The following is a 13,639-nucleotide window of genomic DNA, read 5'->3' as shown; positions in this document are numbered from 1 at the left end:
AGCTAAGGGTGTCGAAAAAATTAACGGGCGCTCTTTGGTGTGTGTGCTCACTTACTATTAAGGGCCTTACTTTACTGGTTTTTATGTTTTGGTATGGCTTTTGCTTTGATAGGGGGAACCTGTAATTACAACTATTTTAGTTTCTGCCACGAGAAACATAAGGAATGAAGTCAATGAAGAAATTTACATCAGTGTTAGGCGCTATTGCGCTATGTGTGGCACCTTCTGCGTTTGCAACTGTTATAGATTTTAACGATGTAGCAGAGGGCACAATTGTCGATAACGAGTATGCTGCGTACGGCGTTACTTTTAATGGTGTGAACGTAGACCGCAATGTGTCTAATCTTGCTGTTGCATTCGATACCACCAACCAAAACAGCCGCGACCCAGACCTGGAAGCACCATTTTATAATGTGGTAAACCCAAGCCTTGGTACTGCTAACCCAGGCAATGTTTTAATCATCCATGAGCACCCAAGCACTTGTGATGGCTCTACCTGTGCTAACCCCGATGATGAGGGTTCACAGCCTGCCGGTTACTTCGAAATTAATTTTAGTACTGGTGTTACTCTAAATAGCTTAGATTTCTTCGATATCGAAGATGCCGAAAATGGCTACACAGCAAACAATGCTATTCACTTGTTCGATATTAATGGCGACGAGATCCAGGCGGGTAATTTCTTTACCCCTCACACCGGTGGTGATAATACTTGGGATCGTTTGTACTTTAATGTGGCGGGTGTGTACTCAATGCAAATAGGCCTTAAAGGTTCTGGCGCCATCGATAACCTTAACTTCTCTGTTCCAGAGCCAAGCACTATTATGCTATTTGGCTTGGGCTTGATTGGTTTAGGCTTAAGCCGTCGTAAGTTATCTGCTAAATAATAGAATTTCATATTGATCGTTAAAAAGCGAGCTCAGTAATGGGCTCGCTTTTTTTATGCCTGTAGATTTTTAGCGTTGGGTTGTTAATAGGGGGGGCTATGTGCAATTGCCGGCTGGGTAGTGAACTACTTTACATGGCGCATTTCGCGCTAGACCTTGCTAACTAGTACGCCCCTTCGCTGTATATCAACTCGTAGCTATGGCTATATATTTCTAAAATGTTGCCGAAAGGGTCTTCCATATAAATCATGCGGTAAGGCTTTTTGCCTGGGTAATAGTAGCGCGGCTTGGCCATGCGTTTTTTGCCCCCTGCCGCCACAATACGCTCTGCAAGCTCTTCTACATTTGGGTCTTGCACGCAAAAGTGAAAGATTCCGGTTTTCCAATATTCAAAATTGTTTTCGGGGTTGGTTTGATTTGGGAACTGAAAAAGTTCCACGCCAATGCGGTCCCCTGTAGATAGGTGCGCAATTTTGAAACTTCCCCAGCCTTCGCCGAATACATCAGTACACATTTCGCCAATGGCACTCGTGTCCTCTGTGATGTCTATGGGCTGCATGATTAGGTACCAACCCATCACTTCGGTGTAAAACTGCACGGCTTGTTCAAGGTTGGGCACCGATATGCCTATATGTGAAAACGATCTTGGGTAAGTGTTACTCATGGCTAAGGTCTCCTGTTTGACTAATAAAGAAAAGGTTACAGGGGGACTTTGATTAGGTAAAATTATCATTTGTTATATAAATGATAATTTATTTTAATGATGGTTTGGTGTAATGATAAATGTTCTTTGGTTACGTAGTTTTTGTACGCTTGTGGAAGTAGGGCATTTCACCCGCACTGCAGAGCGCCTAAATATGACGCAATCGGGCGTGAGTCAGCATGTGCGCAAGCTGGAGGAGCAGCTTGGTGTGCCTTTGTTGGTGCGGCATGGCAAGCAATTTAGCTTATCGTCGGCAGGCGAAAAGCTATACGCCGGCGCGCAAGATATTATGCAGGCGCTGGTAAGCTTGGAGCGGAATGTAGGTGAAGACCCGCCTTTTGAAGGGCTGGTACGGGTAATTTCGCCTGGCAGTGTGGGGCTTAAGCTATACCCACACTTACTGGCGCTACAAAAAACGCACCCCAAGCTGATTATCGACTACCGCTTTGCCCCAAATGCAGATGTTGAAGCCGCAATAACCAATGCGACGGCAGATATTGGTTTCATGACATCCAAATCGAGTGCGGCCGATGTGCGTTGCGCACCTATAGCCGAAGAGAGTTTGTTACTGGTTACACCCAAGACTGCAACAGAGCCCGACTGGCATACATTAATGGGGTTGGGGTTTATTGATCACCCAGATGGAGCGCATCACGCGAACTTGTTACTAGGCGCTAATTTCCCTGAGTTTGCTCATGTTAACCAATTCCCTAAAAAGGGCTTCTCTAATCAAATAGGCTTAATCTTAGAGCCGGTAAGTATGGGCTTGGGCTTTACCGTGCTGCCCGCACATGCGGTAGAGGCATTTGCTAAGCCCGAATTAATTAGCGTGCACTCGCTGGTTAACACGGCAAAAGAAACGTTGTACCTGTGTGGTCTTCGCCACCGATCGTTTCGCCAACGCATGGAAACCGTAATTGCTGAAGCTAAAAATTGGCTTTAACAACAGCTTTATTGTGCTTATTACTATAAATAAAACGTGAGTTATAAATCTAAACGGAAAGCACGCTAATATACTAACTAGTTGTTATGTTAAATTGTTTGTGTAGATAAGCGTGATTAATTTTGATAGTAATCGCTGTATATTGTTAAAGGTGAGAAGGACCCTATCTACCCTTCCAAGTCGATGCAGCCTTTAGTCGATTATTTGGAGCAAGTAAAAGTGAATTATAAATTCACCTCAATTGAAGATGGCGGGCATGATGTTAAATGGTATAAACAATTTCAGCCAGATATAGATGCCTTTAGCCGCTTCTTTCGCGAAGGCCTCGAGATCTTTTGGGTTCATGCCTATCTCCTCAAAGAGGGTTAATGATAGGCAATTACACAGTTAATGGTACAGCCCCCACAACTTTATACCGCGAAGTTAAATTTTTAGTGTTTATTACCTAACGTTTATACTCCACATATAAAACTTCTGCACTTCCATCCATTTAGATTGCGCCTTAAGCGCAATAAGTAATTTAAGCTAAATTGGTTAACCAATATTGAGTTTATTTGTAGTATTAAACTACCTCGCTGCTTTCATTGTGTTGTACTTGCCTAAGTGTTATCCAATTAGTGTGCAAATAAAAAGTAAAGAAAAATAAGCTTCAAAAAAATCCACCCAGTTTGCAAACTTAATGTCGCTAGCGGCTTACTGGTTTACAAAAAATGCATTATTATCTGGCGCACGATAAAAGCACTGCTGTTATTTATCGACTACAAAAATCGCCTAATTAAAGAGCGATGCTACTTACATGATCATCTAACGCCGAAGCCAGCGCGATACAGCGCATTAAAAATGGATAGGCGCTTGATAAACAAAAGAAAGGACGCCCAATGTTGGGCCAAACAGGACGTATGTGACAGTTTTGTTGTCGTCACTCATTTATAGCGTTGCTGCACCGCTAGGTGTGCGCGTGTCTTTTTGTTTAAGGGGGAAAGATGAGAAGTGTATTGCTTCCAGTAATGCTTCTGTCTTCGGGGGTAGCTCTAGCTACTAATGCTGAAGATACGAACAGTTCAAATAATTATGTTTCTTATAGTAATAACGGTTATGGCGATCATGCTAGCGCATTAACATTCGCTGCCGAAAACCGTTGTTCGCAAGTGCTTACCATTTGGCGGCCTGCCCATCCTCGAGCGTGCCCTTCAACAGTAACCTGGGGTGAAGTTCTGCCTGGTCTGTCAATTGGTGTAGCAACTCAAGCATTCGATCGACCTAATCGCGTAATGTATAGCGATATTTCAGTTAAAAACGAAACGGGTTTATCTATTGCTGCAGGCTCTAAGTTAATTTTTGCCAATAGTTCTTTACCACTTTTAAATGCCGAAGGGCAAACAGAAGCTGGGCAGCCATACCTTATAACCACGCAAGATTTACCCTCTGGGCAAACCGTTACGCTGCGCGCAGAATTTAAGCCGCGCCTTCGTCCGCTTAGCTTTGATGCAGGCTTTGATATACTGCAAGTAAGCGACGGTGTAGTAAGTATCGCTGGTGAAGCTAGGGTAGTGCGTACCTTAACTGCAAATGTGAGTGACCCTGCAGGCGTGAGTTCTGCCGTTAGCTATCAATGGCAGGCCAATGGGGTGGATATTGCTGGTGCAACTTCTGCAACCTATAAGCTTACCCCAGAAGACGAAAGCAAAGTTATTACTGTCACGGCATCTTATATAGATGACGCGGGCTTTGCGGAAAATATCCAATCCAATGCAACTACGGCAGTGGCCGCCCGCAATGAAAATACCGAAGGCAACTTGCAAATACAGGGCGAACGCTTAGCTGGTGCAACTTTGCGAGCCGTGCTGGGCGACAATAACGGTATAGCCGGTAACGCTACTTATCATTGGTATGTAGAGGGCCAAGCTATAGAGGGTGCGACGGAATCTATTTTGTACCTTGGCAGCGAGTTGGTGGGTAAAACCATTACAGCTACGGCAAGCTATACCGACTACGATGAATATTCAGAGTCGCCTTCCGCCACTACTTCACATATTGCAACTTCAATAGTAAGTAGTGAACAAGAGTTGGTTGCGGCCTTAGCGTCTGCTAGTAACGGCGAATGGATAGCGCTCGCGAGTGGCGAGTATGCCAATATGGCAGAAATTGCCATTGCCAATGGCGTTACATTAACTGCGGGCCAAGATGGCGATGCGGTTATTAGCGGTGCGACATGTATCGAATTAAGCGGCAATCAGTCTGGGCTGGTTGGCTTAACATTTGATAACTTAAGTCCATTATTTGGCTCCGCATGTGACGACAATAACAAGTTAAACAGTGTATGGGTGTCTGGTGATAACGTTACCGTTAGCCATAACCGTTTTCTTGGTCATGCTGAAGACCTCGGTAGTGTAGCCGAGTACAACTACGTTTATTTGCGTGGCTCTTATAATGTTATTGAGCGCAATGTATTTAGCGGTAAGAATCTAGATATAAAAGGCGCAGCAGTTTCTGTCTATAACAAAGGCGACGGCAGTGAAGGTGGTCATGTTGTTCAGTACAACCTGTTCAAAGATATGCCTGGCACGAGCGTGCAATCTAGCGCTTACGCGTTACAGGTTGGCCGCTCTACGGGTAGCGACGGCTTAGGTGAAGGTCAGCACGTTGTGCGCTTTAACCGTTTCGATAATGTAATGGCAGACCGCCGCATTATTAAGGTTCAAGCTAGCCGCAGCAGCGTATATGGCAATACCATTGTTAATTCAACCGGTGGTATTTCGTTGGAAGACGGTTATGAAAATACCGTTAGCAATAACGTTATACTTTCTGCGGGCGATAATAGCGACGATAGCGGCATTATGTTCAGCCCGTTTGGTCACACTGTTACTGGCAATTATATCGCAGGATTAAAAACCACCTCTTCGCAACGCGCAGCGTTATTGTTAAATACAGAAACGGTTGCCAATTCTGGTAATAGTGCACTAAGCGTTAGCCGAGTAACTGTTGCTAACAACACTGTAATAAACAGTAATAATGCAATTGCTACTTATACCGGCAGTAAGTGTGTGGCAGATACTTTTGTTGCTAGTTTCGAAAATAACTTAGTTGCTAACGGCGTTGCTGGTCAAGGGGCTAATGGTGCCGACAGCTATGCGTTTGATAACGGTTGTGCAATAAACTCCCTAGAAAGTAACTTTAGCAACGAAACCTATTTTGCTTCAGGTGCAGATCTTGTGCCGCTAGCGGGCAGTGCTGGTGAAGCAACCTTAGTGGCAACGGCTAATGGCTTATTGAACGATGCTAATTCACTGGCGGGCGCAAATGCCAGCGCGTTAATAGTACTTAGCGAATTAGATGTGGGGCCTGGGTCGAGTTTTGTGCAACCTGTAGCGGGTGCTTACAACGGTGCTTTAAATCTTGATTTTACTCATTGGTACATCACTTTCCCTAGTGGCGATGCACAGTACAACCCTCAGTGGTTACTCGATGGCTATACCAGTGAAAACGAGTTTTACTACGACGCCGATGGCGCAGCTGTATTTAAAACACCAAATATAGCGGGCACTACATCTGCCAATACAAAATACTCGCGTACCGAGTTGCGTGAAATGATGCGCGGGCCAGAGCAAAGCCCTAAGCCAGCAGATTGGCCAAGTACGCAAGGCATAAACAAAAACAACTGGGTGTTTTCTAACTCGTATCAGCGAGTGCAATATGAGGCCGGTGGTGTGGATGGCGTGATGGAAGCCACACTCAAGGTTGATCATGTGTCTACCACTGTTACCGAAGGGTACGAGTACATGATGGGGCGGGTTATTGTTGGCCAAATTCATGCGTCCGACGATGAGCCATTCCGTTTGTACTATCGCAAATTACCGGGCAACAGTTTGGGGTCTGTGTATTTTGCTACCGAGGTGCCAGGCTTAGGCGATAACCGCTACGACATGATTGGTGATAGCAAAGAAGACTCGCCAAACCCTTTAGATGGCATTGCGCTGGGCGAAGTTTGGAGTTACCGCGTAGAAGCTAAGGGTGATGATTTAACCGTTACCATTATGCGTGAAGGTAAACCAGATGTTACGCGCACAGTAAAAACTGCTGCCGCTTACGCCAACGACTGGATGTATTTTAAAGCGGGGGTGTACAACCAAAATAATGGTGGTGATCCATCGGATTACGCGCAAGCAACCTTTTATTCCATTGTTGTAAGTCACGATGCGCCCCCAGTAGAACCGGGTAACGGTGAAGATGAAGGTAATGGTGGAACAACCACAGAAGTTACCGATGGCCCATCTTTGCAAACTGCAATTCTTGCTGCTTCTGCAGGCGATACTATCGAGATTGGCGCAGGTGACTACGCCAATATGGGCACAGTTGTGGTTACCGACGGGGTGACCATTACACGCGCCGAAGGCAGTAACGCTGTTATTTCTGGCGAGTTTTGTTTGCAGGTTAGTGGTGATGGTGCGCGTATTACAGGGTTGGAATTTGCGGATTTAATTGTACCCGCAGATAGCGCTAATCACTGCCGCAGCAATGGTGATGGCAATATTGTAATTACCGGTGATGACGTAGTGTTTGATCACAACCTTCTGTCGGGTGATGCCGAATTCCCAACACCTGTGGACGACGACGACCACAACTGGCTAGTACTAAAAGGCAGTAACGCACTGGTTGAGCGCAACACTTTTCAAAACCGTCGCGGTATAGCCGCAGATGGCGTAAGCCAAGTGCGAGGTGGTTTTATTTCTATCTACGTAAATGGTTCTGCAACGGGTAATACTGTGCAATACAACCTGTTTAAAGACATGTTGTTGAATGATCAGTCTACTGCGTATGCCATTATGCTTGGCCGAACCACTGGTTTAGATTCAATGTTAGACGGGTTTAATACTATTCAGTACAACCGTTTCGATAATATTGATTCCAAAACCCGCGTAATTCGAGTGCAGGGTAGTAGCAATACTATTAGCCACAACACTGTAGTCAATTCGCAAGGTATGCTCGCGTTAGAAAGCGGTCAAAATAATGTTGTTAGCTACAACGTTATTTTACCTTCTGGTACCGACAGTAATGATGGCGGTATTTCTGCAGCGCCATACGGCCATACCATTGTGGGTAACTATATTGCAGGCTCCAACACCACTTCCAGTGAGCGCGGTGCCATCTACCTAAATAACGACGTGGATGAGCCAGGTAACCTCGCCGCTACGCCATCGGCAGTGGAAATAGCTGGCAACACGATTATTAACTCTAAGCAACCCATTCATATTGGTGCTAAGGGCTGCGAAGTGGGCCCGGCGTTTATAGCAAATTTCAGTAACAACCTAATAGCGAACGGTGTTAGCGGTGTATCTGAATTTTATGAAGGTGCGCCAGTTTCAGGTCGAGCGGCTATTCGTTACAGCTGTGAGCTAGACCCTGCACACTCGTTTACCGGCGAAGCCTACTTTAGCGATTTGCTTTACAACACTTCGGGTGCGTATGGCGGTGGCCTATGGTTCGATGCTGCCAGCACCTTTGGTTACGACGGCGAGGCTACGCTAATAGCAGGCGAGAATGGCTTAATAGAAGCTACTGGTTCTCTCGCTGGTAAAGGAGCGCCAAGTAATTCATTAGTAGTGGTAGAAGAGACCGATGTAGGTGTGGGCTCTGCCACCAATTTTTAATAAATAAGCACCTATATTCGTGGCGTGAGTAGCGCCAACCCAAAACCCGCGCAGGCTAGCTTGTGCGGGTTTTTTTATGCTTTTAGGTATGCATTGCAGTGTTTGAGTGTATGACCGTCACAGAAATGCAGTGCAAATCGATGATTGCCACTCAAGCATTGGTATTACCACTTGACGGCTAGGCTATATGGATTCATCCTTTGTGGGCACTGTTACCAGTATTGCTGTCGGTACGGAATGAACATGAAGCTCCTGGCCGACTAAGCCCCTTGTATTGCAGTAGCCTGCCTTTGCTTCTTGAGCTCTAACTTTCGAATTCAAGGAGATGCCTATGCATAAATAGCTTAGCTCTACTCTTCAAATATCAAAGCTATTCAAAGGTGAAAAAATGAAAATAAATAAGAATAAATTAATTAAACATTTGCACGTCTCGCTACTTGGCGTGATGGCAACAGGTGCTACTGCGGCGTTACCCGATTGGAGTGATGCCGGCTATCTAAACGGGGCTGGGTTACCTAGTGCCTCAAGTTTTACAACCAATAATAATTGTATTGTTACAGCCAGCGAATTGAGTAGTGGTTTTGGCGTATACGCAAATGATGGCGCGGACGATTCCGCGGGGTTGCAAGCCGCAGTCGATTATATTGGCGCTAACTGTGCGGGCAATTATCAAAACCTATCTCGTATTGAGTTACCCTCTGGCGAGCTAAATATAAATACAGAAATTCATGTAGATACCAGCTTTTTGGTTATTCGCGGTAAGGGTAATAACCCAAGCGCCAGCACTGCCACACGCATAGTATTTACACCGAGCAACGATACCGCGTATTTAGGCATGAGTGATTTTGATTTAAACGACCTAACCGATGCTGGCGGTGGCAAGGGCGGTTGGATTTGGCCTGGCCGAGGAGCCTTTAGAGTGCAAACTCGCGGTGTGCATTCATCCTATGCTAATAGCTATAACACTGCCCCTGCAAACCGCAAAGATTTTTACGAAGGCTCGGTGAATTTTCACTGGAAGCATAAAAATGTAACCGCCAGCGCAAGCGTGGGTGACACCACTATAAAAATACAAGATGTGTCTAATTTTAACGTAGGTGGCTATGTGTGGGTTGGCGCTGCAAATACCCATAAAATGTACGATCAACAAAACGTGCAAAACGCCGATCGTATTAATATGCATATGCGCCAACAAATTTTTAAAGTATTGGCCATTAATAGCAGCAACAAAACGTTAACGCTTGATAAACCACTTGAGTTTGATTTACCGGTTAATAGCACCGGTGACGGTTCTAGCGCAATATCCGGCTCGTACAATAGTCGCGCTGTAGCGTTAACAATGGTTGAAGGTGTTGGTTTCGAAAACTTCTATCTCACCCAAACCGGGCCGAGTGGTTACACTGCGCAAGATGCAAAACATAATTACAACAACCTAGATCACCAGCGCGCAATGATGGGCATAGTGTTTAAATGGGCTGCTAACAGTTATGTATCGAACGTGCGAACCTTTATGACTGGTTCGCACCCGCTTGTAACTGAAATGGCCATTAATTTGCAGTTCGAAAATAATTATTTAGAAGGCTCGTGGAATAAAGGCAAAGGTGGTAATGGCTATGTGCGCGGCAGCAAACTGTGGCGCAGCTTAATAAAAAATAATACCTTGCGCGACTTGCGTCATTTAACGCTGCAGTGGTCTGCTTCGGGCAATGTTATTACAGGCAATAATATAGATGCCGATATAAATTTGCATGGTGGCTGGGAACGCAACAACCTAATAGAGAACAATACGGTAGCAGTGCCGTACCACCATCGAGATTGCAACCCAGGTTGTGGGGCTGGTGATGGTACTTGGTACCCCATTTGGTGGGCAGCAGGTTATCATGCAGGCGGTTGGAGCGGCGCGAGCGGCCCACGCAATGTGTTTTTCTCAAATTCCATGAGTAAGCAAACAAGCGAAGGCGGGCCTTTTGAACCCTATGGCCCTTACGGCAACAACAATAATACGGTGTACCAATTTGGCTGGGATGCAAACGGTGAAGGTTCACAGTGGGTGCACCTTGCGCTGGGAGACGAGTTAATTTCTACGTGGACACACAACGAAACTAAAGATTACACGGCCCTACCCAATGTAGGGGTAAACGCAAACTGCACTTATTCTGGTGCTTCTTTGGTGTCGGCGGTCGATGCGATAAGTTGCAGTGGTAGCGGCTCTTCCAGTTCCAGCTCTTCTAGTAGTACAAGCTCTACTTCTAGTTCTACATCAAGCTCATCCTCTAGCTCGAGCAGTTCCAGTGGCGGTGCCGGCGGTTGTGTGAATTTTATTAATTTAAGTTGGAATCAAAAAACCGAAATAAATGTGGGCAATGGTGAAAACTGTATTCGCGTAGACCGTAACCTAGCTGGCAACGCTATTAGATTTTGGGATAGTGACACCCATAGCGTGTGTAATTTTCGCGGTGTTGCAACCTCGGTAAACGGCAGTGGCAGCCTTTCTATTAATAGCAATTATATAAATAGCTCAGCGTTTAGCGGTACCGTAGTAATGCTTACCCCAAGCGCCAACGAAAATTGCCCGTATATAAAAGTGCAGGCATATGGCAGTGCAAATACGGGTAGCAGTTCCAGCTCGTCGTCTAGCTCTAGCAGCAGTTCAAGTACATCTAGCAGTTCGAGTTCATCGTCTTCATCTAGTTCGTCGTCTTCTAGCAGTTCGTCATCTGGCGGTGGCGTGTGCGCTAGCTATACCGATGTGGCAATGAAAACAGCTACAGAAATAACGCTAAATGGTGGAACTAACTGCGTTCGCTTTCCAGAAAACCTAAGCGGTAATACGGTACAGTTTTGGGATAGCGAATCGAATACCTCCTGCGACTTCCGCGGTACAGTGCAAGCTGTTGATGGCAGTGGAGCGGTGTCTATAACATCTAACTACAAAGCGAGCTCGTCGTTTACGGGTAGGGTGTTGCGGTTAACTTCTAGTGCAGGCAATGCGTGCGATTATATACGTGTACGAGCGTACTAATTAAATAGCGAAGCCCGTGGTGTTTACTGCGGGCTATTCTTTTAATTGCATTATTATTTTAATTTTTATTTTTCTGCTTTTGTTCGAGGCTTAACTAGATTTATACGTGGTAATAGGTAATAGGCAAATAGGTAAATAGGTAAATGCAAAATTAGCGTTCATAGTTTAATACTGCCTTATCATCTAACCCCACCCGCTTTAATATATTAAAGTAGCGTTCATCGGTGCGAATGGGTTCGAATCTAGGATCATGGCGCAAGAATATTAAACAGTTTGAACGGTATTCAACGGCTTGATCAAGCAAGGGGAAAACGACTTCGTTTTCTTCTAGTAGTGCGTAAATGGCGGCAGTTTCGTAAGGGCACATGTATTCATTTTGCGCTTCGGCCTCTTGTATTAATGAATGTGCTTTTTCTGTTTGCCCTGTCGCGGCATAGGCCTGTGCTAAAAGAATAAGTGGAAGCGGAGCGCGTTCGCTCATGGCTACGCCTTTTTCTGCTAGCGTTATACTGCGCGAGTAATTTCCTTTCATATATTCGGCTACCGCTAAACTAAGATTTGGGTAAGGCGTATTAGGTAAAAGTGTTAGTTTTGCTTCTCCCCACTTTGTTGCTGCGTCTAGCTCGTTTGCCATCATCAGTGCCCACATACCCCATTCGGCTATTTCTTCGTTTAAGGGGTCTATTTTATCGGCCCTGTCTAAGGCTGCCTGTAATTCGTCAGCCACACCAATGGCGGAATAATACAAAGCAAAGCCCAGCTCGGTAAGTGCTATATTGGGGTCGCGGTGCTTGGCTTCGTTGAGCATCTTCCAGGCATCATCCCATAGTCAAGCGTGCACATAGGCTAAGCCAAGTGAAGAGTGCGCACGCGCTGAGTTTGGGTTGATATCAATAACATCAATGCTGGATGTGATTACTTTGGGTAGTAAATCTTTAGGTTTGGCGAACCACGTCATAATTGTGCGGAAGGCATCCGATTTGGCAATATATGCCTCTTCAAAATTGGGGTCTATTTCGATTGCATCGCTGAATAATGTAATAGCTTGCAAAACAGAGGTATGGGTCATTGCGCCTAATTGATACTGACCTTGAACGTACAGCTCGTAGGCCGTTACGCTAGAGGTTGGTACCTGTGCTAAGGTGCGCCTTTCGGCTTCTAATACTTCGACCTGAAGAGATGCCGTAACCGATGCAGCAATTTCTGCTTGCACTTTAAATTGGTTATTCTCGTTTACCTTTATGTCGTAGTTGTTGCTCCACACTAAGGTATTGTCGGTTATGTTTTCTAGCTCCACGCTAATGCGAAAATTGCCATTGCCATCCTCTTTTACCACACCATCAATAATGTAATTTACCTCAGGCAGTTGGTTAGTAATGTGTGCGCGCACCTTATTGGTTTTAAATGTGAATGAAGATGGGGGTGGCACTACGCGAATACCGGATATTTTTCTTAAATATTGAATCAGTTCGCGCGTAGTTTGGTCGGCAAAGGGCTCCCATTTAGATTGTTCCCCACTGGATACTGAAAAAGGAACAACCAGAATGTAGGGTATGGTTGTATTTTGTGCGTGTAACGGGGGGCTTAGTGTGGGATTTAGAGGGGAAAGGTTAGGCTGTTGTGGTTCTATCGTGCGGCTGAGGTTATACAAATAACCTATAAGTGTGAGTACACATAAGCAACCAAATATTAAAAATGCAATGGTGGCTTTAGGCTGGAAGCGATTAGTGCTTTGTACTGGTGCGCTCCGCTCGCTTGGCGCACTACTTGAAGCTGCAATTGGCTCGTCAGTTAAAGCGGAAACCGATACTTCAGCAATAAACTGATAGCCGCGCCCGCGAACGGTTTTAATGGTGTGTTGTTGTTCCCCGTCATCCCCTAATGCTTTGCGGGCGCTTTTAATGTGGTTGCTTAGCGTGGTGTCGGATACCGCACGCGCATCCCATATCTTTTCAAAGAGTTCATCGCGCGAAACCAGTCTGTTTCGGTTTTCGATGAGGTAGACAATGATATCAAATACTTTGGGCTCTACTGATACGGTGAGACCCGCGCAAGTGATGCGGTATTGCTTCGTATCTATTTCAACATCGTTAAAGTGAAAACTCATTTGCAGACAGCCTTATCTGTATTGAGCGCAGTGGTGCACTTTCCGTTGTGTGAACGTTATAAAAACGTTAAGTGAGCAAAATTGGCAATGGGATTACACCCACTGTAAATGGGGTACAGAGTGTTCACAAGTGCTGGTGGCGTATTGTTGCGTGCACATTAAGCATTTTACCTAAAGATTATCTAATTGTTATTCAACGATTACACTCTAGTTAAGCGCGCTTGGCCGTTGTGGACCATATTCGTTACTCGCAAGTTACTTGCTTTGAAAAAGTGCTAACTGCTGCAGGCTAGCTCTTAGCTGTTAGTGGTGCTGCCAGCGAGAATGTTAGT

7 protein-coding genes are annotated in these 13,639 nt (G+C 45.4%); 4 read left to right on the top strand and 3 right to left on the bottom strand.

The features are described 5' to 3' along the window. Positions 1-173: 173 nt before the first annotated feature. Positions 174-884: a PEP-CTERM sorting domain-containing protein gene (locus tag SDE_RS15045; RefSeq protein WP_011469350.1), complete on the top strand. Its 711-nt coding sequence runs from the start codon at positions 174-176 to the stop codon at positions 882-884. 163 nt (positions 885-1,047) lie between these two features. Here SDE_RS15045 and SDE_RS15040 read toward each other — a convergent pair whose 3' ends face one another. Then, positions 1,048-1,548 carry a lactoylglutathione lyase family protein gene (locus SDE_RS15040; RefSeq protein WP_041324752.1) on the bottom strand — a complete coding sequence of 167 codons (501 nt, stop codon included), beginning with the start codon at positions 1,546-1,548 and terminating at the stop codon, positions 1,048-1,050. A 112-nt stretch (positions 1,549-1,660) separates the two neighbouring features. On the opposite strand from SDE_RS15040, the gene SDE_RS15035 reads away from it, so the two are divergent. From SDE_RS15035 to SDE_RS15020, 3 genes are all read left to right on the top strand, one after another. Next, positions 1,661-2,530 (top strand): LysR family transcriptional regulator, encoded by an 870-nt coding sequence (locus SDE_RS15035; protein ID WP_011469348.1) that lies wholly within the window; start codon positions 1,661-1,663, stop codon positions 2,528-2,530. 983 nt (positions 2,531-3,513) lie between these two features. Beyond that, entirely contained in the window at positions 3,514-8,178 is a 4,665-nt protein-coding gene (locus SDE_RS15025) for a polysaccharide lyase family 7 protein (protein WP_011469346.1), read from the top strand. A 388-nt stretch (positions 8,179-8,566) separates the two neighbouring features. Further along, the gene (locus SDE_RS15020) at positions 8,567-11,200 is read left to right on the top strand and encodes a hypothetical protein (RefSeq protein WP_011469345.1); all 2,634 of its coding nucleotides are present in this window, start codon (positions 8,567-8,569) and stop codon (positions 11,198-11,200) included. A gap of 151 nt (positions 11,201-11,351) precedes the next feature. Here SDE_RS15020 and SDE_RS21445 read toward each other — a convergent pair whose 3' ends face one another. Further along, positions 11,352-12,008, bottom strand: a complete 657-nt coding sequence (locus SDE_RS21445) for a tetratricopeptide repeat protein (RefSeq protein ID WP_011469344.1) — start codon at positions 12,006-12,008, stop codon at positions 11,352-11,354. Positions 12,009-12,029: 21 nt separating this feature from the next. Further along, positions 12,030-13,307, bottom strand: a complete 1,278-nt coding sequence (locus SDE_RS15015; protein ID WP_011469343.1) for a winged helix-turn-helix domain-containing protein — start codon at positions 13,305-13,307, stop codon at positions 12,030-12,032. Positions 13,308-13,639 lie beyond the last annotated feature (332 nt).

Origin of the sequence: Saccharophagus degradans 2-40 (genome assembly GCF_000013665.1) — a bacterium.
GTDB lineage: Bacteria > Pseudomonadota > Gammaproteobacteria > Pseudomonadales > Cellvibrionaceae > Saccharophagus > Saccharophagus degradans.
The sequence above is the reverse complement of the archived record's forward strand: the minus strand, read 5'-3'. Positions and strand labels throughout refer to the sequence as shown.